The organism is Streptomyces sp. FIT100 (assembly GCF_024584805.1).
Taxonomy (GTDB): Bacteria; Actinomycetota; Actinomycetes; order Streptomycetales; family Streptomycetaceae; genus Streptomyces.
The window spans coordinates 2,514,840-2,540,494 of the sequence record NZ_CP075715.1 but is presented as its reverse complement, the minus strand read 5'-3'; the positions used below and the strand labels follow the sequence as shown (position 1 = coordinate 2,540,494).

At 70.8% G+C, this 25,655-nt stretch carries 20 protein-coding genes and 2 tRNA genes; 19 read left to right on the top strand and 3 right to left on the bottom strand.

From position 1 onward, the window contains the following. Positions 1–101: 101 nt before the first annotated feature. From KK483_RS11095 to KK483_RS11055, 9 genes are all read left to right on the top strand, one after another. Complete coding sequence (locus KK483_RS11095; RefSeq protein WP_262005066.1) at positions 102–2,267, top strand: glycosyltransferase family 4 protein; 2,166 nt, start codon at positions 102–104, stop codon at positions 2,265–2,267. 203 nt (positions 2,268–2,470) lie between these two features. Then, positions 2,471–3,970, top strand: a complete 1,500-nt coding sequence (locus KK483_RS11090; RefSeq protein WP_262005065.1) for a bifunctional cytidylyltransferase/SDR family oxidoreductase — start codon at positions 2,471–2,473, stop codon at positions 3,968–3,970. 143 nt (positions 3,971–4,113) lie between these two features. Next, complete coding sequence (locus KK483_RS11085) at positions 4,114–6,366, top strand: hypothetical protein (RefSeq protein ID WP_262005064.1); 2,253 nt, start codon at positions 4,114–4,116, stop codon at positions 6,364–6,366. A 116-nt stretch (positions 6,367–6,482) separates the two neighbouring features. Then, entirely contained in the window at positions 6,483–7,682 is a 1,200-nt protein-coding gene (locus KK483_RS11080) for a glycosyltransferase family 2 protein (RefSeq protein WP_262005063.1), read from the top strand. An 88-nt stretch (positions 7,683–7,770) separates the two neighbouring features. Then, positions 7,771–8,877 (top strand): glutamate 5-kinase, encoded by a 1,107-nt coding sequence (gene proB / locus KK483_RS11075; protein ID WP_262005062.1) that lies wholly within the window; start codon positions 7,771–7,773, stop codon positions 8,875–8,877. 155 nt (positions 8,878–9,032) lie between these two features. Further along, positions 9,033–9,596 (top strand): hypothetical protein, encoded by a 564-nt coding sequence (locus tag KK483_RS11070; RefSeq protein ID WP_262005061.1) that lies wholly within the window; start codon positions 9,033–9,035, stop codon positions 9,594–9,596. Between the two features lie 91 nt (positions 9,597–9,687). Beyond that, complete coding sequence (locus tag KK483_RS11065) at positions 9,688–10,971, top strand: glutamate-5-semialdehyde dehydrogenase (RefSeq protein ID WP_262005060.1); 1,284 nt, start codon at positions 9,688–9,690, stop codon at positions 10,969–10,971. A 66-nt stretch (positions 10,972–11,037) separates the two neighbouring features. Further along, positions 11,038–11,637, top strand: coding sequence for a hypothetical protein (locus KK483_RS11060; RefSeq protein WP_262005059.1), 600 nt, complete (start codon positions 11,038–11,040; stop codon positions 11,635–11,637). A gap of 78 nt (positions 11,638–11,715) precedes the next feature. After that, positions 11,716–12,810, top strand: a complete 1,095-nt coding sequence (locus KK483_RS11055; protein ID WP_262005058.1) for a hypothetical protein — start codon at positions 11,716–11,718, stop codon at positions 12,808–12,810. A 37-nt stretch (positions 12,811–12,847) separates the two neighbouring features. Here KK483_RS11055 and KK483_RS11050 read toward each other — a convergent pair whose 3' ends face one another. After that, positions 12,848–13,966 carry a M48 family metallopeptidase gene (locus KK483_RS11050; RefSeq protein ID WP_262005057.1) on the bottom strand — a complete coding sequence of 373 codons (1,119 nt, stop codon included), beginning with the start codon at positions 13,964–13,966 and terminating at the stop codon, positions 12,848–12,850. A 265-nt stretch (positions 13,967–14,231) separates the two neighbouring features. Here KK483_RS11050 and KK483_RS11045 point away from each other — a divergent pair, with 265 nt between their 5' ends. From KK483_RS11045 to KK483_RS11005, 9 genes are all read left to right on the top strand, one after another. Then, on the top strand, positions 14,232–14,393 hold the full coding sequence (locus tag KK483_RS11045; RefSeq protein WP_242336193.1) for a hypothetical protein: 162 nt from the start codon (positions 14,232–14,234) through the stop codon (positions 14,391–14,393). A gap of 49 nt (positions 14,394–14,442) precedes the next feature. Further along, a complete protein-coding gene (gene nadD / locus KK483_RS11040) occupies positions 14,443–15,060 on the top strand; it encodes a nicotinate-nucleotide adenylyltransferase (RefSeq protein ID WP_262009431.1) in 618 nt (205 codons plus the stop codon). A 19-nt stretch (positions 15,061–15,079) separates the two neighbouring features. Further along, positions 15,080–16,822: an LCP family protein gene (locus KK483_RS11035; protein ID WP_262005056.1), complete on the top strand. Its 1,743-nt coding sequence runs from the start codon at positions 15,080–15,082 to the stop codon at positions 16,820–16,822. Positions 16,823–16,945: 123 nt separating this feature from the next. After that, positions 16,946–17,386 (top strand): ribosome silencing factor, encoded by a 441-nt coding sequence (gene rsfS, locus KK483_RS11030; protein WP_262009429.1) that lies wholly within the window; start codon positions 16,946–16,948, stop codon positions 17,384–17,386. Between the two features lie 83 nt (positions 17,387–17,469). After that, positions 17,470–18,090 (top strand): histidine phosphatase family protein, encoded by a 621-nt coding sequence (locus KK483_RS11025; RefSeq protein WP_262009428.1) that lies wholly within the window; start codon positions 17,470–17,472, stop codon positions 18,088–18,090. Positions 18,091–18,218: 128 nt separating this feature from the next. Further along, positions 18,219–18,291: transfer RNA gene (locus tag KK483_RS11020), tRNA-Ala, on the top strand. Positions 18,292–18,444: 153 nt separating this feature from the next. Further along, complete coding sequence (locus KK483_RS11015) at positions 18,445–18,609, top strand: hypothetical protein (protein WP_262005055.1); 165 nt, start codon at positions 18,445–18,447, stop codon at positions 18,607–18,609. A gap of 3 nt (positions 18,610–18,612) precedes the next feature. Next, positions 18,613–18,846, top strand: a complete 234-nt coding sequence (locus KK483_RS11010; RefSeq protein WP_240138561.1) for a hypothetical protein — start codon at positions 18,613–18,615, stop codon at positions 18,844–18,846. A 158-nt stretch (positions 18,847–19,004) separates the two neighbouring features. Further along, positions 19,005–19,077: transfer RNA gene (locus tag KK483_RS11005), tRNA-Ala, on the top strand. A 65-nt stretch (positions 19,078–19,142) separates the two neighbouring features. Here KK483_RS11005 and KK483_RS11000 read toward each other — a convergent pair. Next, positions 19,143–20,717 carry an NADH-quinone oxidoreductase subunit NuoF family protein gene (locus KK483_RS11000; protein ID WP_262005054.1) on the bottom strand — a complete coding sequence of 525 codons (1,575 nt, stop codon included), beginning with the start codon at positions 20,715–20,717 and terminating at the stop codon, positions 19,143–19,145. Then, positions 20,714–22,288 carry a hypothetical protein gene (locus KK483_RS10995; RefSeq protein WP_262005053.1) on the bottom strand — a complete coding sequence of 525 codons (1,575 nt, stop codon included), beginning with the start codon at positions 22,286–22,288 and terminating at the stop codon, positions 20,714–20,716. Before KK483_RS10995 ends, KK483_RS11000 begins: the two co-directional genes overlap by 4 nt. A 413-nt stretch (positions 22,289–22,701) precedes the next feature. Here KK483_RS10995 and leuS point away from each other — a divergent pair, with 413 nt between their 5' ends. Further along, the gene (gene leuS / locus KK483_RS10990; protein ID WP_262005052.1) at positions 22,702–25,602 is read left to right on the top strand and encodes a leucine--tRNA ligase; all 2,901 of its coding nucleotides are present in this window, start codon (positions 22,702–22,704) and stop codon (positions 25,600–25,602) included. Positions 25,603–25,655: the final 53 nt, after the last annotated feature.

Sequence of the window (25,655 nt, the reverse complement as noted above, 5' to 3'; positions counted from 1 at the left end):
TGTTCAGGTCTGTACGCAGAGGCAACCTGTCGTCCGTTATCGCCGTCTTGCAGGCGGGGTACGGGGCGGCAGGTGCCCCTGCGGACCGATACGGAGCGCCGATGAAGATCTCCTTCCTCATTCACACCGTCTACGGCATCGGCGGCACCATCCGCACTACGCTCAACCTCGCGGAGGAACTCGCAGGCCGGCACGAGGTGGAGATCGTCTCCGTCTTCCGGCACCGTGACGAGCCGCTCTTCGCGATCGACCCCCGCATCTCGGTCGTACCGCTCGTCGACACCCGCCCGGGCTCCGTGACGAATGAGAAGGAGCACCCGCTCGCACGGCGACCCGCCGAGCGCTTCCCGGCCCACGAGGCGCGGTTCAAGGAGTACAGCCGGCTCACGGACGAACGGGTACGGGACCACTACGCCGCGTCCGACACGGACGTCGTCATCGGGACCCGGCCCGGACTGGTCGCGTATGCCGCCCAGTTCGCGCCGGAGCGGGCCGTGCTCATCGGCCAGGAGCACATGACGCACAACCACCACAAGCCCGCACTGCGCGCCGAGATGCGTGAACACCTCGCCGCCATCGACGCGTTCGTGACCGTCTCCGAGGGCGACGCGGCGGTGTGGCGGGAGCAGGTGCCCCTGCCCGGCACCCAGGTGCTGTCCATCCCGAACAGCGTCCCCGAGCCCATGGTCGACCCCTCCGATCTGGGTGGGACGACGGTCGTGGCGGCCGGACGGCTCTCCTCCGAGAAGCAGTACGACCTGCTCATCGAGGCGTTCGGGAAGGTCGTCGCCGAACACCCGGAGTGGACCCTGCGCATCTGCGGCTGGGGCAACCAGAAGGAGCGGCTCCGCCGTCGCATCGACGAGCTCGGCCTCTACAACAGCGTCCTTCTCATGGGCCCCCGCTCACCGATCGAGCCGGAGTGGGTCAAGGGCGCGATCGCGGTCTCCACCTCCCGCCACGAGTCCTTCGGCATGACCCTCGTCGAGGCGATGCGCTGCGGACTCCCGGTCGTGAGCACCGACTGCGACTACGGCCCCCGCGAGATCGTCGCGGACAGTGTCGACGGGCTGCTGGTGCCCGTGGGCGACGCGGACGCCGTCGCCCGCGCCCTGCTGCGCCTGATCGACGACGGGGAACTGCGCCGCCGCATGGGAGCCGCGGCCCGCGTGAACGCTCAGCGCTTCGACCCGGGCCCGGTCGCCAAGCAGTACGAGGAGCTGTTCGCCGAACTCGGCGCGGGAGGTTCCCGGAAATCCCCTTCGTGCATAGAAGCCGACACCTCAGGGGGCGCCGGTGCCGATTCCGGCGGTACCGGTACGGACGCCGAGAACGCCGAGGAAACATCGCCGGGCGGCGGCGCGCTCGACCGCACCCCGTCGGCCTCCCCGTCGGCCGGCTCCGCGTTCATCCCGGTGGCCGACTGCGTGGCCGCCGCCGACGGCAGTCTGCGCGTGCGGCTGATCGCTCCCGAATCGGCCGCCGTCGCGTACCCGGGACTGCGGCTGGTCTGCACACGCGAGGAGAAGGGCGCCGAGGAGCGCGTCTTCCCGTTCCGCGCCGACGGGACGGCCGCCATCCCGAGCGGTGAGGAATTCGCCGAGGGGAGCTGGATCTGCCACGCCGACCAGCCGGTATCCGGCCTGCGTGTCGGCATCCGCGTCCGCGCCGTCGACCAGCGCGGCTCGATGGACCCGGCGCGGCGGACCGGGCCCCGCGGCGGCGTCCGCCACCTCGTCCCCTATATCCGCGCCCCCCGGAACCTGCTCGCGCTGCGTTCCTGGGCGCGAGGCGCGCACGCCGAAGCGGGAGACATCCGCGTCGACCGGTGGAACATCACGGTGTCGGGACGGCTGCACGGAGTCACGACGGAGCAGGTGACCGCCCCCGTCCTGCTGCTCAGGCGCGGCGGAGAGCAGCCGGCCGAGCTGGAGTTTCCCGGCGTACAGCACGGGGCGGACGGCTTCCGGGCCACCCTGGCCTGCACCGATGTCGTCCGTGCCCGGCTCGCGGGCAAGGAGGGCTGGGAGCTGTGGCTGCAGTACGCACCGGGCGCCGAGGCCGTCAGAGTCGGCAGGATCCTCGACGATGTGGTGGCCAAGGGCTCCGTCTACGCCTACCCGCCCGTGCTGCTGCCCGCGCCGCGTCCGTTCCTTCAGCTGCGCCGCGCCCTGTGCCGGCTCCGGGGCCGCCGCCCGCGGCTGGTCACGGCCCGGCTCGGCTACGACCGGCAGAACGCGCTGACACTCGAAGTCTCCGATCAGTGACGCAACCGAGGCGGTCCAGGTCAGGGCCGCGTATCTGTGTGATCGCTCACCCCGGCCGTCGGCACGCTGATGTCAATATCCCTGGCCATGGGGTGAACTGCGGGTTTCGCGAGGGTGTGGAGTGCCTGGCGAGCGCCTTGCGGGACGGTCACGGAGAGTGCGACTATCAACCGTCCCTTAGTCCCGCAAGGTAGAGGTCTGTCTTGTCCGTGCCGCACGAAGCCAAGCCCCGCACCACCGCAGTCGTGCTCGCCGGTGGTACCGGCCAGCGCGTGGGGCTCGCGATCCCCAAGCAGCTGCTGAAGATCGCCGGCAAGGCCGTCATCGAGCACACGCTGACGATCTTCGAGCAGGCCGAGGCCATCGACGACGTGATTGTGCTGATGGCGCCGGGATTCGTACCCGATGTGGAGAAGATCATCGCCAAGGCCGGCCTCACCAAGGTCAGCAGGGTGATCGAGGGCGGCGCCACGCGCAACGAGACCACCGAGCGGGCCATCGAGGCCCTCGGCGAGGGTCTCGCGGAGGGCGAGGACGCCAATGTCCTCTTCCATGACGCAGTGCGTCCGCTTCTGTCACAGCGAGTGATCCAGGACTGTGTCGACGCCCTCGACCGCTACCAGGCGGTCGACGTCGCCATCCCCTCCGCGGACACGATCATCGTGACCCGCACCCATGGCGAGGACGGCGAGTTCATCACCGACATCCCGGACCGCTCCCGGCTGCGCCGCGGCCAGACCCCGCAGGCGTTCAAGCTCTCCACGATCCGCCGGGCCTACGAGATCGCCGCGGGCGACCCCAACTTCCAGGCCACGGACGACTGCAGCGTCGTGCTCAGGTACCTGCCGGACGTGCCGATCCACGTCGTGACGGGCGACGAGTACAACATGAAGGTGACCCAGCCGGTCGACGTCTTCATCGCCGACAAGCTCTTCCAGCTGGCCTCCTCCGCCGCCCCGCGCCAGGCCGACGAGGCCGCGTACCGCGAGCTGCTCGCCGGCAAGACCCTGGTCGTCTTCGGCGGCTCGTACGGAATCGGCGCGGACATCGCCGCCCTCGCGGAGCGGTACGGGGCGAAGGTCTACGCGCTGGGCCGTTCCACCACCGGCACCCATGTCGAGAACCCGGAGCACGTCGATGACGCGCTCTCCACGGCGTACGCCGAGAGCGGCCGTATCGACTACGTCATCAACACCGCGGGCGTGCTGCGCATCGGCAAGCTCGCCGAGACCGACAACGCGACCATTCAGGAAGCGCTGAACGTCAATTACCTGGCGCCTGTCCAGATTGCTCGTGCGTCATACAAGTATCTGGTCGAGACCCAGGGGCAACTGCTTCTCTACACCTCTTCCAGCTACACCCGCGGCCGCGCCGAATACAGCCTCTACTCATCGACCAAGGCCGCCATGGTGAATCTCACCCAGGCGCTCTCCGACGAATGGGCGGCAGAGGGAATCCGGGTGAATTGCGTCAATCCGGAGCGCACCGCCACGCCGATGCGCACCAAGGCTTTCGGCCAGGAGCCGGCCGGGTCGCTGCTGTCCTCCGAGGCCGTGGCCCGGACCTCGCTGGACGTGCTGCTTTCCGAGCTGACCGGCCATGTCATCGACGTACGCCAGCAGGACCCGACCCGCGAGGCGGGCGAGGCATCCGGATTCGAGCAGGCGCTGGCGTCGGTCCTCGACCGACAGGAAGATGTGTAATACTCCTCCAATACCTCCGTTAAATGATCCTATTCGGGCCTCTGAGATCGCCTCCTGCGATACAGAGGCCCGAGTCCGTGAAGCCCCACCTTCACAACTTCTTGCAGACGTGAAACAACCGGCACCTTTGGAGCAGGTTCTACGTGATTTCGACCGCCATTCGCCTGGCCCGTGTGGGCAGCCGGTCAGAGCTGGCCGCGGCAGTCCTGATGGGACTGGGCTATCCGTGCGTGATGATCGCCGCGCTCATTCCGGACATCTGGATGTTCGCGGCCGCAGCGGCAGTGACCTATGCCGCCGACTTCTATCTGCACCAGCGCGGCAGCTATCTGGTCAACCGGCTCAACAAGGTCCGCGCCGGTCTGCCGATCCGCTTCCTGCTCCGCCAGTTGCTGCTGATCCTGCTGCTCGCCCGTGAGAACCTCGCCGAGCAGCCGCTGTTCTACGCGGCGGTCGCCTGCTTCCTGCTCTTCTACGGTCTCCAGGCGCCGCACGGCGCGCTGACCACCCTGATCCGGCTGCGCCGGACGATGCCGGTCGTCACCCGCAACATCGACCTCAACGCCGTACGCATCCCGGACGCCCCGCCGCGCTCCCTGCTGCGCCGCTCCGGCGAGAAGATGCTGCACCTCGACATCCCGGCGATGGCGGGTGTGATCGCCGCCGCCGCCACCGGCCACTACCTCCTCGGCTACGTCGGCACCGCTGTCACCATCGGCCTCGGCCTGCTGTACACCGTCGCCCTCGTGCCGTATCTGCGCCGCAAGCGCCGGGTCCCGGCGGCGCCCGCCGTGCTCAAGGCTGTGCAGACATGGCTCGGCGAGTACCAGCCCACCGTCGCCCTGTACTTCTCCGGCTCCGCGGAGTCCGCGTACCAGGTCAACATGTGGCTGGAGACGATGGAGCAGCTGGAGGGCCGGCCGATCGTCATCATGCGCGAGCGGAATCTCGTCGCGAAGGTCAACGCGACCTCCGTGCCCGTGCTCTGCGTCCCCGGCGGCCAGCATCTGATGGCGATGAAGCTCGACACGGTCCGCGTCACCCTCTACGCGGCCAACGTCGGCAAGAACATCCACATGCTGCGCGTACCGACCATGAAGCACGTCTTCATCGGCCACGGCGACAGCGACAAGCTCGCCAGCGTCAACCCCTTCTCCAAGGTGTACGACGAGGTGTGGACGGCGGGCCGGGCCGGGCGCGACCGGTACGCACTCGCCGACGTCGGCGTCCTCGACCAGGACATCGTCGAGGTGGGTCGCCCCCAGCTGGCCCCCATCAGGACCTGGACCGGGGCGCCGAAGAACCCGATCCCCACCATCCTGTACGCCCCCACCTGGGAAGGCTGGGACAACGACCCCGGCAACACCTCGCTCCTGCTCGCCGGGGAGAACATCGTGCGCCGGCTGCTGGAGGCCGAACGGCCCGTGCGGGTCATCTACAAGCCGCACCCCTTCACCGGCATCCGCAACAGGAAGGCCCTGGCCGTCCACGAGCGGATCACGGCGATGGTGGAGCAGGCCGCGGCCGAGCGCGCCACCGACCCGCGCTGGGCCGGGCAGGCCGCGGCCGCGAAGGCCGACCAGGACGCCGCGCGCGCCGAACTGGCCCGTACCGAGGCCCGCTTGGCCGAGCTCGCCAAGCCCGGTCGGCCCGGCGGGGACGAGGCGGAGCAGTCGCGGGTCTCCCTCGCCGATCCCCAGCGGCTCGCCGAGATCGAGCAGCTGCGGGCGGCGTGGAACGACGCCTACTGGCGTTCTTTCGGCTGGTGGGAGCACAAGGTCGTGACCGGCGCCGAGCCCAAGCTCTACGACTGCTTCAACGAGTCCGACGGCATGGTCTCCGACATCTCCAGCGTCGTCTCGGACTTCATCGCCAGCGGCAAGCCGTACGCCGTGACGGACTCGGCCGAGCTCGGCGTGCAGGAGTTCAAGCGGCAGAACACGGCCGTGCGGGCCGCGGTCATCCTCTCCAACGGCGCGGAGGAGCTTGGGCAGTTGCTCGCCGCGGTGGCCGATCCGGCCGCGGACACGCTGGCCGACGCGCGCACCGAGCTGAAGCGGTATCTGCTCGGGCCCGACGCGCCCACGTCGATCGAGCAGTTCAACGCGGCCGTACGGGACCTCGCGGACAAGGCCGAGGTGCGCAACGCCGGTGTGCAGCAGCGCATCGGCGAGCAGGCGATCGGCCGGCTCGACCGTGAGTCGGACGCGGAGGCCGGCGGCGCCAACGGCGCCGAGAACGCCAAGGGCGCCGCCAGGGCCAGGCGGGGCGGCGGCACCGAGGACGCCGGCACGGAGGACGCCGAAGCGGAGGACAACGGCGCCGAGGGCAACGGCGCCGAGAGCGATGGCGCCGAGGGCAATGGCGCGGAGGCGACGGCCGGCGTGGCGCGCTGACCGCCCGACCCGGCTGACCCCGAACGGCCCGTGAGCCCGCCCCCGCAGAGGTGGGCTCACGGGCCGTTCGCGTGTACTGACACATTGCCGACATATAAGGGTTGCATCATGTTCAGATGGCCGACACTCCGCCCGAAGTCAGTGTGATCATCGGCGCCTATGACGCGATGCCGTATCTCGTGCAGTGCCTCGACTCGGTCGCCTCCCAGACCCTGGGTTCCGACTGCATCGAGATCGTCGCCGTCGACGACGGATCCACCGACGGCACGGGGCGCTGTCTGGACGAGTTCGCGGCGCGGACGAAGGTGCCGATGCGCGTCGTGCACCAGGCCAACTCCGGCGGCGCCGGCGGACCCCGCAACACCGGCCTGGCCATGGCCCGCGGCCGCTATGTCTTCTTCCTCGACGCCGACGACCACCTCGGCGCCGAGGCGCTGGACCGGATGGTCGCCATGGCCGACGCGGCCGGCACGGACGTCGTGCTCGGCAAGGTCGTCGGCGTCAACCGCAATGCCGCGAAGTCGATGTGGGGGAGAACCGTCGAGCGCGCCGACCTCTACACCTCCAACATCAAGTTCACGCTGAGCGCGCAGAAGCTCTTCCGGCGCGAGCTGCTCGTGCGCCACGGCATGAGGTTCGACGAGACCCTGCGGACGGGCGAGGACGCGCTCTTCACCATGGAGGCGTATCTGCGGGCCGACGCCACGGGCTCCGGCATCTCCGTGGTCGCCGACTACCCGTGCTACTACCTCGTAGGCCGCGACGACGGCAAACACCTGACGAGGAGCGGGGGTTACGAGCTCCGCTTCGACTCGGCCCGCGCCCTGATGAAACTCATCGCCGAGCACGTACCGCCGGGCACGCGGCGCGACCAGCTGATGATCCGGCCCTTCACGGTGACGCTGCTGCCGCAGTTCGGCCCGGCCGTGCTGCGACAGCCGGAGGAGGACCTGCGGCACAAGACGGAACTCGCCGCGCCCCTCATGGCCGCCTACTGGACCCCCGGCCTCGCGCGCGCACTCAAGGTGGAGGAGCGGCTGCGGCTCATCTGCGCCGGCCTGGGCCGGGCCGAGCTGCTGCGGGAGGTGCTGGCCTTCGGCAAGGACGGGGGCGTGCCCCGGGTCGTGCGCCGCCGCGGCCGGCACTATCTCGCCTACCCGGGATTCGGCGACCGGCGGGCCGGTGTTCCGTACTCCGCCTACGAGGTGACCATGGCCGAACGGATCGACGGGCGGCGCGTCGAACCGCGCACCCCCCTTGCGAGACGGGTCGCCGGACGCCTGCGCCGGGCTGTCCGGGGGCTGTCCAGCGGATGAAATGAGCGAGCAGCGACGACGCGGCCTGACATAGATTCGCCATGTGACAGGTGCAAGGCAGACAGCGTCAACAGCATCCCGGCAGTACGTGGCCGAGGCCCGCAGGATCGTCGTCAAGGTCGGCTCGTCCTCCCTCACCACGGCCGCCGGCGGCCTCGACGCGGACCGGGTGGACGCCCTCGTCGACGTACTCGCCAAGGCGCGCAGCGGTGGCGAGAGGGAGATAGTGCTGGTCTCCAGCGGCGCCATCGCCGCAGGACTCGCACCGCTCGGGCTGGCCCGGCGCCCCAAGGACCTGGCCCGCCAGCAGGCCGCCGCCAGCGTCGGCCAGGGCCTCCTCGTCGCCCGCTACACCGCCTCCTTCGCCCGCTACGGCGTCCGCGTCGGACAGGTGCTCCTCACCACCGACGACACCAGCCGCCGCGCCCACTACCGCAACGCCTACCGCACCCTCGACCAGCTGCTCTCCATGGGCGCCGTCCCGGTCGTCAACGAGAACGACACCGTCGCCACGGACGAGATCCGCTTCGGCGACAACGACCGGCTCGCCGCCCTCGTCGCCCATCTCGTACGGGCCGACCTGCTGGTCCTCCTGTCCGACGTGGACGGCCTCTACGACGGCGACCCGAGCAGGCCCGGCGCTTCGCGGATCGAGGAGGTCCGCGGACCGGAGGACCTGACCGGAGTGGAGATCGGCTCGGCCGGCAAGGCGGGCGTCGGCACCGGCGGCATGGTCACCAAGGTCGAGGCGGCCAGGATCGCCGCCGCCGCGGGCGTCCCCGTCGTCCTCACCTCCGCCAGCCGCGCCGCCGACGCCCTCGCCGGACGGGACACCGGCACCTACTTCCACCGCACCGGCCGCCGCTCCGCCGACCGGCTGCTGTGGCTCGCCCACGCGTCGACCCCGCAGGGTTCGCTGACCCTCGACGACGGCGCCGTGCACGCCGTCGTCCAGGGCAGGAAGTCGCTGCTGCCCGCCGGAATCGCCGAGGTCGACGGCGAGTTCAGCGCCGGCGACCCGGTCGAACTGCGCGACTCCGAGGGCCGCGCCGTCGCCCGCGGACTCGTCAACTTCGACGCCAAGGAGATCCCGCAGCTGCTCGGCCGCTCCACCCGCGAACTGGCCCGGGAGCTCGGTCCCGCGTACGAGCGCGAGGTCGTACACAGGGACGATCTCGTCGTCCTTGAGTCCTGACCCACCCCTGAAACGGCTGAAACTCCCGCCTTGAAGCAGGGACGTTCACCAAAACCGCCCCATGTCCGGCCCCGGACTGGTCAACTTTGTCAGGGGACTTTGTCATGCGGACAGGGCGGGGTTCGGCACCACAACGCATCAACAGGAGGCCGCCGGTGAGACGAGCGCGCCCAGGGGCGTCGCCCCGGGGGACGGGGACAGGGGGCACCACGCGCACCCGCAGGGCCGTGGGGGAGGAACGCGCCCTCACCAGTGTGGAGGCGGGGGCCGACTTCGACGAGGACGCGGCGGCACACCCGGCCGGTGCGGACGGCCGCGCGGACGAAACCGGCGAGAGCCTCCCCGCCGCTCAGGACCCGCACGGCAGGGACCGCACGGTGTCCAAGCTGTGGCACGTCACTCTCTGCGTCTCCGGCGCCGAGGCCCCGCTCAAGGAGGTCAGACGCGGGCTCGAACAGCTCGCCCACGACCACCCCTTCCTGCTGACCAGCCGGTACGCCAACGACCACGCCGAGATCCGCTACTGGGAAGAGGCCAGGGACCTGCACGACGCGGCCGCGGTGGCGCTGCGCCTGTGGGGCGAGCACCGCTCCACTGCCCAGCTGCCGCCATGGGAGATCGTCGGCCTGGAGGTCATCGACCGGGAGACCTACCACCAGCGCATCGCGGAGGGCTACGGCCCGCCGCCCGCGGCCCCCGTCGGCGTCCACCCCTTCTGAGCCACCCCCACCGGTACCAGGGCGCGGCCGTCGTGTCTCGTAGTGCGGAATACGTGAGGGATGCCCGCAGACGGCGCATTACCCTGCGGGCATGACCTCGCTCTCGCCGTACGACAACATGTCCCCGGTCGCCCAGGCCGCCTACCGGGCCCGCGCGGCCGCCGCCGAGATCGCGCCACTCCCGCGCTCGGTCAAGGACGACGCGCTGCTGGCGATCGCCGACGCCCTCGAGGTCCGTACCAGCGAGATCGTCGAGGCCAACGCCGAGGACATCGCCCGCGCCCGCGAAGCCGGCACCAGCGAGTCGGTCATCGACCGGCTCGGCCTCACCCCCCAGCGGGTCCGTGCCATCGCGGCCGACGTCCGCCATGTCGCCGCCCTGCCCGACCCGGTCGGCGAGGTGGTCCGCGGCTCGACCCTGCCCAACGGCATCGACCTCCGCCAGGTCCGTGTCCCCCTCGGCGTCGTCGGGATCATCTACGAGGCACGGCCGAACGTCACCGTGGACGCCGCCGCGCTCTGCCTGAAGTCCGGGAACGCCGTGCTGCTGCGCGGTTCCTCCTCCGCCTACTCGTCCAACAGCGCCCTGGTGAAGGTCCTGCGCGACGCCGTCGGAGGCGCCGGACTGCCCGCCGACGCGATCCAGCTCGTCCCCGGCGAGAGCCGCGACTCCGTGCGCGAGCTGATGCGCGCCCGCGGCCTCGTCGACGTCCTCATCCCGCGCGGCGGCGCCTCCCTCATCCGCACCGTCGTCGAGGAGTCCACCGTCCCGGTCATCGAGACCGGCACCGGAAACTGCCACGTCTACGTCGACGCCCGGGCCGACCTCGACATGGCCGTCGACATCCTGATCAACTCCAAGGCCCAGCGCCCCAGCGTCTGCAACGCCGCCGAGACCCTCCTCGTCCACCAGGACATCGCCGCCGCCTTCCTGCCCCGCGCCCTGGACGCCCTGGGCGAGGCAGGCGTCACCGTCCACGCCGACGACCGCACTCTGGCCCACGCCGAGGGCTCCAAGGCCACCGTCGTGCCGGCCACCGCGGAGGACTGGGAGACCGAGTACCTCTCCTACGACATCGCCGCCGCCGTCGTCGACTCCCTCGACAAAGCCGTCGAACACATCCGCCTCTGGTCCTCCGGTCACACCGAGGCCATCGTCACCACCTCCCAGGCCGCCGCCCGACGCTTCACCCAGCTGGTCGACTCCACGACCGTCGCCGTCAACGCGTCCACCCGTTTCACCGACGGCGGTCAGTTCGGTTTCGGCGCCGAGATCGGAATCTCCACGCAGAAGCTGCACGCCCGCGGTCCCATGGGCCTGCCCGAGCTGACCTCGACGAAATACATCGTCACCGGCGACGGTCACACTCGGTGACGAATGCATGTGGGCAGTTGCCCGTAGTCCCTGCCCAAAAGCCCCTCCCAGGTCTACCCTGAAGAGGTGCCGGACGACGTGGGGGGCAGGCCGTTCCCGGACGGCTGGGAGCCCGACGACGACCGCGGAGGCGCGGACGAGGACTTCGCCCCCGTGGCGTTCGACGAGGACTTCGTCCGGGCCGCCGAGATCCACGAACCGTCCGCCGTCGAGCGTCTGCTCGCAGCCGCCCAGATGCGGGCCGAAGCCGAGGCGGCCCGCGCCCGCGCCGGCGGTGGCCCGGGCGACGACGAGCTCTACGAGGACGGCTACGGCCCCGGTGACTACGGCCGGGCGTACGACGACTGCGACCCGGAAGACCGCGGCGTACGCGACCAGGACCCCTACCCGCACGGCGGCGCCCTGCGCCCCTACCGCGGCGCGGCCCGCTGGCACCGTCCCGTGGCCTGGGTCCTCGCCGTCCTGATGGGCATCGGAATGGTCGCCGTCGCCTTCACCGCCGTCTACCGCGGAGCGGCCGCCAACCGCCAGGACCGCGTCCCGCCCCCCGCCACGACCGGCGTCGACCAGCCCTCCGCGACGACCGCCCCGGACCGGATCACCGGCCCCTCCGCCTCCGCGGAGTACCCCGCACCTCCCGTCCCCGCCGTGCCCCGCACCCCCTGACGGAGAGCGCGAGAGCTTGTCGGAACTTGTCGCGCAGCACCGCGTTTACGTGTGCTTCTCCCGACCTACTCTGAAGGTATGGCAGGGCGTGGAGACCCACCTGAGGGGACACCCGAGGGGCTCCCCGGCGGAGGTGAGGACGAGTACCGGTCCGTCGTCTTCGACGAATCGTTCGTCCGTGCTGCCCGCCTCCAGGAGTTCTCCGCCCAGGAGCGGATGGGCGACCACGCCAGGGCCGTCCGCAGCCGCCCGGCCTGGGGCCCGCGCACCGGGTCCAGGCAGGCGCTGCTGCTGGTCCTGCTGATCGCCCTCGCCTTCGGCACCGCGATCTACATGGGCGTCCGCCAGCCCTACCGGCCCTCCTCCTCCCGGCCCGCCGAGCCCCTGCGGAGCACGGTGATACCGCTGGCCCCCAAGGGACCCGTGCCCGGTGGTGAACCCGCCGAGCTGTACGCCCGCAGCCCCGCCGCACATTTCCGCACCGGAGCCGCCGGGATCACCCTTCCGGGCGCCACGCGCACCGAGAACTTCTCGGAGAGCCAGGTCATGACCGCGCTGACCATCGCCAAGGACTACCTCGTGGAGTCCTCGCTCGACCCTGATGTGCTCAGCGGCGCCGTGTCACGGCCGGTGCGCGTGCTCCTCGACCCCGATCAGCTCGAACAGTTCGACCGGTCCTTCGACGCCCCCGCGGAGGACGGCCGGCACGCGGCGACCGGCTGGCTGGTGCGCTTCGACCCCACGAAGGCCGCCCTGGCCGAACCCGAGGTGAGGGTCAAGGGCACCCTCCGCTACCACGACGCCGGACCCGACAGCCTCGAAGTGATCTCGGACCACACCTTCGCCTACGCCCTCCGCCCGGCCGGAGCGGACGCCACCGCGCCGACGGGCGACCGGCGCGCGGACGACGCCTCCCTGTTCACCGTCCGCCGCGAGCTGCACTTCCGCTTCGACCGCGACGACCTGCGCACCCACCGCGCCGAGCTGCTCTTCAGCTATCTGCAGGCCGGACCCATGGCCTGCTCCGCCCATGCCGCCGGGTCCCTCCAGCCGCTGCTCGCCGGTCAGCGGGCCACTTCGGACGGCCCGGCCGGCACCGACCCGTACGAGACGGGCCGGGCCGCCGCCCCGCTCTGCGGCGCCCTTGCTCCCAGCGCCCAGCCTTCGCCCTGACCGCGGCCGGGGTGAGGCCGCCGCGGACCCTGCGGGCTCAGCCCTCGTCCGGGGCTCCGCCGTCGGCCGCCTTGCCGCCGCCGTCCGACGGGCGGCTGCCGTTGTCACCGCCGCGGCCGGAGCCCCCCGTGCTGCTCGCGCCCGTGAACTTGTCACGCAGCCGGCCGCCGAGGTCGCCCGCGCCCCCGGCTATGTCCCCGACCAGCTTCATCAGAGGATCCTTGCTGGTCCGCACCGATTCGGCGTAGTGCGAAGCCGACTCGCGGAAGGAGTCCGTGACCGAGGTGTCCTTGTCCTCCGTGCGGCGCGCGTAGTGGCCGTCCATGATCCGCTGGTGGTCGCGGCTCTCGGCCCACCTCTTCAGCTCCGCAGCGCGCACCGTGGTGAACGGGTGCGAGCGCGGCAGCATGTTGAGGATCTTCAGCACCGAGTCCCGCAGGTCGCCCCCGGCCTCGTACTCCTCGGCCTGCTCCAGGAACGCGTCCACGTTCATCTCGTGCAGATGATTGCCGCCGGCGATCTTCATCAGGCCCCGCATCGACGCCTGCAGATCCTGGCCCACGAGGAGTCCGGCCCGGTCGGCCGAGAGCTCCGACTTGCGGAACCACTCGCGCAGGGCGGTCACGATCGCCATGATCGCGACATTGCCGAGCGGGATCCACGCGACCTTCAGGGCGAGATTGGTGAGGAAGAGGAGAATCGTGCGGTACACCGCGTGTCCGGAGAGGGCATGGCCCACCTCGTGGCCGACGACCGCCCGCATCTCCTCCTCGTCCAGCAGCTCCACGAGGCCGGTGGTGACGACGATGATCGGCTCGTCGAGGCCGATGCACATCGCATTGGGATTCGGGTCCTGCGTCACGTACATCGGCGGGACCTTCTCCAGGTCCAGGATGTAACAGGCGTCGCGCAGCATGGCGTTGAGATGCGCGAACTGGGCGTCGCTCACCCGCACGGAGTCCGAGAGGAAGAGCAGTCGCAGGCTGCGCTCGGGCAGCAGCCCGCTCAGCGCCTTGAAGACGGTGTCGAATCCGGAGAGCTTGCGCAGCGCGACCAGCGCCGAGCGGTCCGCCGGATGCTCGTACGCCCGGGAAGAGATGTCCGGGAAGCGCTTGCGCTGCCGGCCCGGCACATTCTCGGAACTGCTGTCGGTCATCGGATGCCCCCTGTTCCTTACGAGTACTGCCCCGTCCCCCTGACAGACCCCAGACTAGGTGCTGGGGTTGCCGTGTCGCCCGAGCCTGTGGATAACTCCGCGGGCCGGGTCGGCCAGGCGGCTTCGGCGCCTGCGGTGGACGTGGTGTGTCCGCCGTCGCGGCAAAACCGACAACGACTGAGTCGGCGTGAGCGTGCCCGCATGTCCCGCATACGATGTGCGCGAAGTCTCCGCTCCGACTCCCGATGGATAGGTCCTGCAGAAGATGAGTCTCGCCAGCACCGCCGCCAACCTGGTCACGCTCGCCGAGGGCACCGAGCACGGTGGCAACCACGAAAGCCTCAGCCCCTACCTCACCGGCTTCGGCGCCCTCGGTGCGCTGCTCCTGCTGCTGTGGATCACCACTCGCTTCAACCGCGACCGCTGATCCGGGCCGGACGGCCGTGCCAGTAGGCTCTGCACGCATGGGCATGGGCATGGGGCAGCAGGAACTGTCCACCAGGGGCGGCAAGCGCCGGCTCGGCGTCATGGGCGGCACCTTCGACCCGATCCACCATGGACACCTGGTGGCCGCCAGCGAGGTGGCCGCCCTGTTCCACCTGGACGAGGTCGTGTTCGTCCCGACCGGGCAGCCGTGGCAGAAGAGCGACAAGGCGGTCTCCCCGGCCGAGGACCGCTATCTGATGACGGTCATCGCCACGGCGTCCAACCCGCAGTTCTCGGTCAGCCGTATCGACATCGACCGCGGCGGCCCGACCTACACGATCGACACGCTGCGGGACCTGCGGGCGCTCAACAGCGACTCGGATCTCTTCTTCATCACCGGAGCCGACGCGCTCGCACAGATCCTCACCTGGCGGGACGCCGAAGAGCTCTTCTCGCTCGCCCACTTCATCGGCGTCACCCGGCCCGGGCACGACCTGACGGACGACGGATTGCCGAAGGGCGGTGTCTCCCTCGTGGAAGTGCCCGCCCTGGCCATCTCGTCCACCGACTGCCGGGCGAGGGTGGCGCAGGGCGACCCCGTCTGGTATCTGGTGCCGGACGGTGTGGTGCGCTACATCGACAAGCGCCAGTTGTACCGCGGCGACTGAGCCACGGAGAGGGGCACCGGTGAACGACCAGCAGAACCCGTACGACCCGTACTACCCGCAGCAGCCGCAGATCATCGGCTACGACGAGTACGGACGGCCGGTCTACCAGCAGCCCCAGCACTCCCAGCAGCCACAGGGTTACGACCCGTACACGCAACAGCCGCACCAGCAGCAACAGCAGGCACAGCAGGGCCAGCCGCAGGGCTACGGATACGACCCGTACGCCGCCCAGCCCCAGCAGCCCCAGCAGCCACAGGGTTACGACCCGTACGCACAGCAGGGCCGGCAGCCGCACCAGGCGCAGCCCGGCTACGGCTACGACGGCTACGACACCGGTCAGCAGGCCGCCGTCGACACCACGCAGCAGTGGAGCGTCCCGCCGCAGCAGCCACCGGCGTCCCCGCCGCCGCGAGCCCCTCAGCCCCCGCAGGCCCCCCGTGGCGGGCCGGAGCGTCCCACCGCCGTACCCGGGCAGCGCCGCCCCGCCCCGGACGAGAGCGACCGCGACTACCGCACCGAGCAGTTCTCGTTCATCGAGGAGCAGGACGAGGACTCCGAGGACGTCATCGACTGGCTCACGTTCACCGAGAGCCGTTCCGAGCGCCGCGAGGAGGCCAAGCGGCGGGGGCGCAACCGCGTCGTCGCACTCTTCGTCGTCCTGGTCCTCGTGGCCGTGGGCGGCGTCGGCTATCTCTGGTACACCGGCAAACTGCCCGGCACCGGCGAATCCGGCACCGAGCGGAGCACCGCCACGGGACCGCAGAAGCGCGACATGATCGTGGTGCATCTGCACAACACCAAGCAGGGCGGCACCTCCACGGCGCTCCTCGTCGACAACGAGACCACCAAGCAGGGCACGACCGTCCTCCTCCCGAACTCGCTCTCCGTCGCCGGCGACGAGGGCACCGCCACCACCCTCGGCAAGTCCGTCGACGAGGACGGCTCCACCGGCACCCGCGAGTCGATCGGCAGCCTCCTCGGCACCGGGATCACCGGCACCTGGCGTTTGGACACCCCCTACCTGGAGAATCTCGTCGAGCTCGTCGGTGGCATCGACATCGACACCAACGCCCAGATCCCCGCGGCCAAGAAGGGTGAGCCGCCGCTGGTGAAGAGGGGCGAGAAGCAGACGCTCAACGGCCGGATGGCCGTCGCCTACGCCACCTACCGCGGCCCCGGTGAGGCCGAGGCCGAGCAGCTGCAGCGGTTCGGACAGGTGATGTACGGAGTCCTGCGGAAGATCTCGAGCGATCCGCAGGGGGCCACGGTGACCGTCGAGACCCTGGCGCAGATCCTCGATCCCTCCCTGCCCGAGAAGGACCTGGGGGCGTCGCTCGCCAAGCTGTCCGAGTACGCCAAGGGCGGCGACTACAAAACCGCCCTGCTGCCCGTGGAGCAGGACGGCACACTCAGCCAGAAGGCGAGCGACAGCGTCGTCAAGGACATCCTGGGCGGCAAGGTCAGCGCCCCGGAACAGGGCGCGGCGGTACGGGTCGGCGTGCGGAACGCCTCCGGCGACGCGGACGCCACCGAGGACGCCAGGATCGTCCTGGTCAACGGCGGCTATGCGTTCGTCGACGCGGGCAAGGCGGAGACCGCGTCGGCCTCGCAGGTGCTCTACGGAGACGCGGCCCAGAAGGCGAAGGCCGTGGAGGTCGCCAAGACCCTGGGCCTGCCGGAGAGCGCTGTGGAGAAGGGGAAGGCGGCGGCGAACGCCGATGTCACCGTCGTCCTCGGCACGGACTACGAGACCAAGGGCTGACGACGGGCCGAAGACGCGGGTGTTCCGGGTGCCTCTCCTTGGCACCCGGAAGCAATCGCCGCGTGGGCTGTCGGCGGTCCGTGAGACCCTGGAAGAGTCTTGACCGCCGACGAAAGCCTGCATGTGACCGCCACGGACCGTTCCCTCGAGCTGATCAACGCCGCCGCACAGGCGGCAGCGGACAAGCTCGCGCACGACATCATCGCCTACGACGTCAGCGATGTGCTGTCGATCACGGATGCCTTCCTGCTCGCCTCCGCCCCCAGTGACCGCCAGGTCAAGTCGATCGTCGACGAGATCGAGGAGAAGCTCCAGAAGGAGCTCGGCGCCAAGCCGGTGCGCCGCGAGGGCGACCGTGACGCGCGCTGGATCCTGCTCGACTACGTCGACATCGTCGTGCACGTCCAGCACAGCGAGGAGCGTGTCTTCTACGCCCTTGAGCGGCTCTGGAAGGACTGCCCGGAGCTGCCGCTGCCCGAGGACGCCGTCAAGACCCGCGGCAAGGCCGAGGAGCACGCCAGGCTCGCCGGTGACGGCAGCGGCACGGACGGTGAGCTGAGCTGAGCGTCACCGGCACGAGCACGAGCACGAGCACGAGCACGAGCACGGGTACGGGTGCGCGCACGGGCCCGGGCAGAGGGCGCCGCATCGTCCTGTGGCGGCACGGCCAGACCGCCTGGAATCTCGAGCGCCGCTTCCAGGGCTCCACGGACATCGAGCTGACCGAGACCGGCGTCGGCCAGGCCCGCAGGTCCGCGCGGCTGCTCGCCTCGCTCAAACCGGACGCGATCGTCTCCTCCGACCTCAAGCGGGCGGCGGCCACGGCCCACCAGCTCGCCACGATCACCGGTCACGACATCGCCTATGACGCCGCGCTGCGGGAGACCTACGCGGGTGTCTGGCAAGGGCTGACCCACGACGAGATCGTCGTGCAGTTCGGCGACCAGTACGCGGCGTGGAAGCGCGGCGAGCCCGTGCGCCGCGGCGGCGGGGAGCTGGAGACCGAGGTCGCCGACCGGGCCGCCCCCTTCGTGCTGGGCCATGCCGACAAGCTTCCCGCGGGCGGCACGCTCGTCGTGGTGAGCCACGGTGGCACGATCCGCACCACCATCGGCCGCCTGCTGGGCCTGGAGTCGCGCCACTGGGAGAGCCTGGGAGGGCTCTCGAACTGCTGCTGGTCCGTGCTCGGCGAGGGCGCCCGCGGCTGGCGGCTGCTGGAGCACAACGCGGGCACGCTGCCCGAGCCCGTCCTCGGCGACGACGACTGAGGCGTCCGCTGCCGGCCCGTGGACGGGCAGGTGGCGGAGCGCATACCGAAGACCAGTCGGATTTCACTTTCCGGCTGGTCACAGGCTAAGGTTCTTCTTGTTCGCAGCGCGGAGCGCGAAGAACACAAGGGGCTATAGCTCAGTTGGTAGAGCGCTTGCATGGCATGCAAGAGGTCAGGAGTTCAATTCTCCTTAGCTCCACAAGCTTCACCATCAGGATCCCGTTCCCGGCAGGGGGCGGGATTTCTGCGTTCCTGCCGGTCTGCTGTGCCGACAGCGCTGACCCCCTTGCGGCGCCATGGCAGAATCGGGACCGGCCGGAGGGGACGACGGCCGGGACGGGAGGGAGAGGCGATGCCTGGTGGCAGCATCGAGGAGGACGATGACCTGCTCGCCGCTGCGGAGGCCGACACTCGCCTCAGCTGCCCCTCGTGCGGATCGGCCCATGTCGCCCAAGTGCTCGGCGACAACGGAGGTATTTCGTACGTGTGCACGGCCTGCGGCCACAGCTGGAGCTGAATGATGGGTGCACACAGGCGGAAATGCGACTGGTGTGACAGCGGCACGCCGATCGTCCGCGACATGGACCCCGTGAACCCCGAGTACCAGTACTGGTGCGAAGAGTGTGCCCGGGCGCTGATCATAAAAGGCGACCCCATCGAGACGTACCGCGAGCTCGAAGGGGAGCCGATCTACGGCCGGCTGCTCGACGAGCACTGCACCCTCAAGCGGTTCTACTCGTTCGCCACGGCCTGAGTGCGTGCCTGCCCCTGCCGATGCCGAGACTCCGGAGCGGGAGCTACCGGGGCGAGGTGGTGCAAACCGGAAACGATTTGGTGAACCACTGGGGGGACCGTGTAATGTTCTCTCTGTCGCCGCCGGGGAAGCCCTGAGGCGCGGGCGACACACAGCAAGGGGCTATAGCTCAGTTGGTAGAGCGCTTGCATGGCATGCAAGAGGTCAGGAGTTCAATTCTCCTTAGCTCCACAGCAGCTCGGTAAGAGCAGACGAAGAGGGCCATCCGATCCGGATGGCCCTCTTCCGTTCTCCCGTCAACCCCGGCCGCTGCCAAGGGCCTTGCGGTCGCTGCTGGGCAACGCCGGGCGCTCGGAGGGCGCCTGCTCGATGCGGAGCGCGAGCGCCGGGCAGCGGCGCACGGCACGCTGGGCGCGCCCCCGCAGATGCATCGGTACCGCGGCCTCCGCCACCGAGGGATACCCGTCGGCACCCATACGGATCAGCTCGGGGACGATCTCCGCACAGATCCCGTGACCCTGGCAGAGCGTCCAGTCCACGGCGAGCTTCTCGCCGCTCGGGATGGATTCCTCCGCCTCCTGGTAGCCGGGAACGGGCAGCGGCAGCACACCGACGGTCTCGCGGCCGCAGCCGCCGTGGAGGACGTGCGCGGCGAGGTCGTCCGTGAACGCCGACAGGGTCGAGGCGAAGAACCGCGCCGAGCCGTCGGGGTGCTTGCACGCGCCCCGCCCCTTGACCGCCTGCGTCACCTCGCGCAGCGCCTCCAGCGCGGCCGGCCCGCCGCCGTTGATCACGTCGGAGAGCCCGCCCGCCGCTGCGGGCAGGCCCAGCTTGCAGGGCCCGCACTGGCCGGCCGTCTCGGCCGCGAGCCAGTTGGCCACGCGCTGCGCCTCGCCGAGAGGGCAGGTGTCCGGGCCGATCGGCAGGATCGCGCCCGCGCCGAGGGAGCCGCCCACGTTGGCCAGCGACTCCCGTGAGATCACGGCGTCGTGCGTGGCCGCGGCGTCGATCCAGTTGCCGTGGTAGCCGCCGGTCAGCACGCCCTGGGGGACCGGCGGGGCGCCCGCCAGCTGAAGCACGTACCGCATCGGCACGCCGGTCGGCACCTCGATCACCATGGGGCGCGCGACGGCTCCGGAGACCGTCAGCATCACCGTGCCCGGCTCGTTCTCGAGGCCGGTGTGGCCGTACCGCCGCGCACCGATGCGGGCGGCGACGGCAAGCTGGGCGAACGTCTCCGCGTTCGACAGCAGGGTGGGGGCTCCGGCGACGCCCGTGTCCGACGCGCGCTCGCGGCGGCCGGGCGGGAGCGCGGGCCCGCCGCCGATGGCACGGATGACCGCCGACGCCTCTCCGGAGACCATGCGCTCGGGGTTGCGCTGCACCCGCGCGCGCAGTGGCTGGCCGCGCCGGTCCGAAAGCCCCCGCTCGGCGAGGGCCGCGCGGACGGAGATCTCCGTGGAGTTGCGGGTCACCGCGACGATCAGAGTGCGCGCTCCCAGCGCCTCGGCGGCCAGCAGGGCGCCGTCGAGGATGAGATGCGGGGCGCGGTTGAGCAGCACGGTGTCCTTGCGGCACGCCGGCTCGCCCTCACTGCCGTTGATCACGACGACGGGCCGCACCCCGCGCCGGATCGCCGACTTGGCCACGGCCCGCAGCTTCTGGGCGAACGGGAAGCCCGCGCCTCCGCGTCCGCGCAGGGATATGTTCTCGGCCAGCTGGGCCAGCCGCTCCCCGGTCATGGGTTCGAGCGGTCCGTGCACCTTCAGGTGCATGGCAAGGTCGAGGCGCTCGACCAGGTCGAAACCCTGGGTCAGCTGGGGGAGGCCGACGACACGGACTTCGGGGACGTCGGGGAGAGGGGCGTTCACGGTCGTTCTCCTGCGGGTGCGTGCCAGGGTTCCCCGGCCGGGGGCGGATAGAGGGGGCCGGGCGACGTCCGGGTGTCGTCGAGCGGGTCGGTGGGGGCTGCGGGCGGCTGCCCGTCGTGGCCGCCGGTGGGGCTGCCGGTGCCGTACGGGGACGCCGGCGCCGGGGGGTACTGATCGCCGTACTGGGGCATGGCGCCGGTGTCGTACGAGGTGGCCGCGCCGGTGTCGTACTGGGGTGCGGCACTCGTCTCGTACGGAGAAGCGGCCCCTGTCCCGTAGCGCGAGGACGGCGACGGCGGGGGGAACGCCTGTCCGGGCGGCGGCGGGGAGGGTGCCGGCCAGAGACCGGGGCGGGGACCGGATTCGTCGATGGCGGGGAGCTCTTCGGTCATGGGGACGCGCTCGGCGAGGGGTATCCCGCCCGAGGGCGGAGGCGTCGTGGCGCCTGCCGGGCGTGCGGAGGTCTCACCGGCCAGCGACACGGCACGGTAGGCGGCGGAGATCCCCGTTCCGGGGCCGTCGCCGGGAAGCGGCACGCCGGGGACCGGGCCGGCTCCGGGGACGGACCCCGCGGCCGCGGCCGGCTCGGCGAACGGGGGCGGTGCCGCTTCGTAGAGGGGAGGGGCGGGCGCGGGGATGCGCCGCGGTTCCGCGCGCGACGGGCCGAGGGGCTGTCCCATGGGGGCGCCGAGCGGCGATCCGATGGGCTGCCCGATCGGCCGGGCGGCCGGTTCGTCCATGTCGCCCCGGCGCTGCCGGGGGAACTCGCGTTCGTACTGCGGCAGCTCGGATGCGTTGCCCGTGGTGCCGGGCAGGGGAGCGACCGACAGATCGCGCAGGGCCTGCTCCTCGGCGTCCAGTCGGCGGCCGCCGGACCCCATGAGGGCGATGAGCCGCTCGGCGAGCTGCCGCTGCTGCTGACGCGGAAGCAGCCGCAGGGAGACGGCGGCGGCGACGCCGGCCAGCGCGAGGCAGTACATGACGACCACCCAGGCGGCCGCCGGGCGACCCGCGTAGAGGCCGTGCACGAGCGCCGAGCACCAGGCCGGATAGGCCAGCATGTGCAGGGCCCGCCAGCGGGCGGCGGTGCGGATGTTGCCCGCGAGCGCGCTGCGCGCGGCGCCGGTGGAGCCCGCGATCACCATCAGCAGCCCGGCGAGGGAGCCGAAGCCGATGAGGCCGGACGTGCCGGTGACGCCGAGGCCGAACGGGATGAGCGCGCCGAGCAGTTCGACGTGTCCGAGTGAGACCTTGACCGTGCCGTGCAACAGGAGGAAGCCGAGCGAGGCGGCCGCCGTCGCCCGGTGGATGCCCTGGGCGAGCAGGCGGTGGCGGGTCGAGAGGAGCAGCCGGTCGGTGGCTATCAGACCCCAGGCGACCGAGGCGGTGAGAGAGAGCAGGGAGAGCACGCCGGTGGTGAAGTCCAGTGCGGCGCGGAAATCGTCGCTGCCGCCGATGGCGAGCAGGGGGAGCAGCACGAGTGCGGCGGCGGTCAAGCCGCCCTGCACCTGCCGGCGGCTCAGGCCCGGATGAGGACCGGGGGACGAACGGATCTTGCGATGAGGGTTCATGGGGGCGACTCCGAGGGTGCGGGAAAGCGGTCCCGTCGTTCGCATGCTAGGTCGAGCCATACCAAGCAGTACGGGGTTTGCGGGTTTAGTGGTCAGTGCGACTGGCAACTGACCCTGGGGTTGCCCCGGATAGGGTCGATACGCCGAGTAACCCCGGACGCCGGGGACGCGACGACGCGCTCGCTCTCGGTGACCGGACGCTCGATGCGGTGCCCAGGGGCCCTGCGGTACCCTGGCGCCATGCGTGCCGTACGCCTTCTGCTTAGCGGGCCGCGCTGATCAGTCCCGGCCGGTGAATCATCCGGTCGGAATCGGCGCGGCGTCCCCTCCTGTGCGAGGGGTCCTTTTGTTTGTGGGCACAGCCCGGAATTCCGGGAACGCTGGCAGAGACGATCGATGGAGCTTTAGGGATCATGAGCGAGACGAATTCCTCCCCCGTGGCGTTCGGCACGGGTGGTGCGCCCACCGCCGAGGTGGCCGCACCGCACCGCTACACGGCGGCCATGGCCGCCGACATCGAGGCGCGCTGGCAGGACTCCTGGGACGCGGAAGGCACCTACGAGGCGCCCAATCCGAGCGGTGACCTGGCCGGTGACGCCGGTGACCAGGCCGCCGTCGCCCGCCCCAAGAAGTTCATCATGGACATGTTCCCGTATCCCTCCGGTGCGGGCCTGCACGTCGGACACCCGCTGGGCTACATCGCGACCGATGTCTACGCCCGCCACCAGCGGATGACCGGCCACAACGTCCTGCACACCCTGGGCTTCGACGCCTTCGGCCTGCCCGCCGAGCAGTACGCCGTCCAGACCGGCACGCACCCGCGGGTCTCCACCGAGGCCAACATCGAGAACATGAAGGTCCAGCTGCGCCGGCTGGGCCTGGGCCACGACAAGCGCCGGTCGTTCGCCACGATCGACCCGGACTACTACAAGTGGACCCAGTGGATCTTCCTGCAGATCTTCAACTCCTGGTACGACGAGGACGTCAAGAAGGCCCGTCCGATCGCCGACCTGGTGGCGCAGTTCGAAAGCGGGGGGCGCGCGACTCCGTCCGGGCGCCCCTGGGATGAGCTGAGCGCCGTCGAGCGCGCCGACGTCCTGAGCGGGCACCGCCTGGCGTACGCCTCCGATGCCCCCGTCAACTGGTGTCCCGGCCTGGGCACCGTGCTGGCCAACGAGGAAGTCACCGCCGACGGCCGCTCCGAGCGCGGCAACTTCCCCGTCTTCAAGGCCAATCTGCGCCAGTGGAACATGCGCATCACCGCCTACGCGGACCGGCTGCTGGACGATCTGGACGCGCTGGACTGGCCCGAGGCCATCAAGCTGCAGCAGCGCAACTGGATCGGCCGCAGCGAGGGTGCGCGCGTCGGCTTCCGCGTCGACGGTCACGACGGCGAGCGCGTCACGGTCTTCACCACCCGCCCCGACACCCTGTTCGGTGCCACCTACATGGTCCTGGCGCCCGAGCACGACCTGATCGACGCGATCCTGCCGGCCGAATGGCCGCAGGAGGCCCGGGGCAAGGACGTCTGGACGGGCGGCGCCGCCACTCCGGCCGAGGCCGTCGCCGCGTACCGCAAGCAGGCGCAGACCAAGAGCGATGTCGAGCGCCAGACCGAGCACAAGGACAAGACCGGTGTCTTCAGCGGCGCTTACGCCCTGAACCCCGTCACCGGAGCCCGCGTCCCGGTCTTCGTCGCCGACTACGTCCTGATGGGCTACGGCACCGGCGCGATCATGGCCGTCCCCGGCCAGGACGAGCGCGACTGGGAGTTCGCCCAGGCGTTCGACCTGCCCATCGTCCGCACCGTGCAGCCGCCGGAGGGCTGGGAGGGCGAGGCGTACACCGGCCAGGGACCGGCGATCAACTCGGCGAACGACGAGATCTCCCTGAACGGCCTGGGTATCGACGAGGCCAAGTCGAAGATGATCGAATGGCTGACCGAGCGCGGCATCGGCGAAGGGACCATCAACTTCCGGCTGCGCGACTGGCTGTTCAGCCGGCAGCGCTACTGGGGCGAGCCCTTCCCGATCGTCTACGACGAGGACGGCATCGCCCACGCGCTGCCCGAGTCGATGCTGCCGCTGGAGCTGCCGGAGGTCGACGACTACTCGCCGCGCACCTTCGACCCGGACGACGCCGACACCCAGCCCGAGACCCCTCTGTCGCGCAACGAGCAGTGGGTGGACGTCGAGCTGGACCTGGGCGACGGTCCGAAGACGTACCGCCGCGAGACCAACACCATGCCCAACTGGGCCGGTTCGTGCTGGTACGAGCTGCGCTACCTGGACCCGCACAACGAGGGCAAGCTGGTCGACCCCGAGATCGAGCGGTACTGGATGGGCCCGCGCGAAGGCCAGCCGCACGGCGGTGTGGACCTGTACGTGGGCGGCGCCGAGCACGCCGTACTGCACCTGCTGTACGCCCGCTTCTGGTCCAAGGTGCTGTTCGACCTGGGGTACGTCTCCTCCGCCGAGCCGTTCCACAAGCTGTTCAACCAGGGCATGATCCAGGCATACGTCTACCGGGACGAGCGCGGCTTCCCGGTGCCGGCGGCCGAGGCCGAGGAGCGGGACGGGAAGTTCTTCTTCGACGGTGAGCCGGTCAAGCGCGAGCTGGGCAAGATGGGCAAGTCCCTGAAGAACGCGGTCACCCCGGACGAGATCGCCGCCGAGTACGGTGCGGACACGCTGCGCCTGTACGAGATGGCGATGGGCCCGCTGGACGTCTCGCGGCCGTGGGACACACGCGCGGTCGTCGGCCAGTACCGCCTGCTGCAGCGCCTGTGGCGCAACGTCGTCGACGAGGCGACCGGCGAGGTCACCGTCGTGGACGCCGAGCCGGACGAGGCGAGCCTGCGCGCCCTGCACAAGGCCATCGACGGCGTCGGCCAGGACATGGAGGCGATGCGGTTCAACACCGCCATTGCCAAGATCACCGAGCTGAACAACCACCTGACCAAGGCGGGCGGCCCCGTGGCGCGGTCGGTCGCGGAGCGGCTGGTCCTGCTGGTCGCGCCGCTGGCCCCGCACATCGCCGAGGAGCTGTGGCGCCGGCTGGGGCACACGGACTCCGTCGTGCACCAGGACTTCCCGGTCGCCGACCCGGCCTACGTCGTGGACGAGACCGTGACCTGCGTCGTGCAGATCAAGGGCAAGGTCAGGGCGCGTCTGGAGGTCTCGCCGTCGATCACGGACGCAGACCTGGAGGCGCTGGCCCTGGGCGACGCGACGGTCGTCTCGGCGCTGGGCGGCGCGGGCATCCGCAAGGTGATCGTGCGGGCGCCGAAGCTGGTGAACATCGTCCCCGCGTAGCGGCTCACGGCCGGTGACGGCCGGCGCCGGGGTTTCCCCTACGGGCAGGTTGG

Coding starts and splice junctions, on each gene's coding strand:
- leuS (WP_262005052.1), top strand. CDS start 22,702: ATGAGCGAGACGAATTCCTCCCCCGTGGCGTTCGGCACGGGTGGTGCG.
- KK483_RS11055 (WP_262005058.1), top strand. CDS start 11,716: ATGGCAGGGCGTGGAGACCCACCTGAGGGGACACCCGAGGGGCTCCCC.
- KK483_RS11045 (WP_242336193.1), top strand. CDS start 14,232: ATGAGTCTCGCCAGCACCGCCGCCAACCTGGTCACGCTCGCCGAGGGC.
- KK483_RS11050 (WP_262005057.1), bottom strand. CDS start 13,966: ATGACCGACAGCAGTTCCGAGAATGTGCCGGGCCGGCAGCGCAAGCGC.
- KK483_RS10995 (WP_262005053.1), bottom strand. CDS start 22,288: ATGAACCCTCATCGCAAGATCCGTTCGTCCCCCGGTCCTCATCCGGGC.
- KK483_RS11080 (WP_262005063.1), top strand. CDS start 6,483: ATGGCCGACACTCCGCCCGAAGTCAGTGTGATCATCGGCGCCTATGAC.
- nadD (WP_262009431.1), top strand. CDS start 14,443: ATGGGGCAGCAGGAACTGTCCACCAGGGGCGGCAAGCGCCGGCTCGGC.
- KK483_RS11095 (WP_262005066.1), top strand. CDS start 102: ATGAAGATCTCCTTCCTCATTCACACCGTCTACGGCATCGGCGGCACC.
- KK483_RS11065 (WP_262005060.1), top strand. CDS start 9,688: ATGACCTCGCTCTCGCCGTACGACAACATGTCCCCGGTCGCCCAGGCC.
- KK483_RS11010 (WP_240138561.1), top strand. CDS start 18,613: ATGGGTGCACACAGGCGGAAATGCGACTGGTGTGACAGCGGCACGCCG.
- KK483_RS11015 (WP_262005055.1), top strand. CDS start 18,445: ATGCCTGGTGGCAGCATCGAGGAGGACGATGACCTGCTCGCCGCTGCG.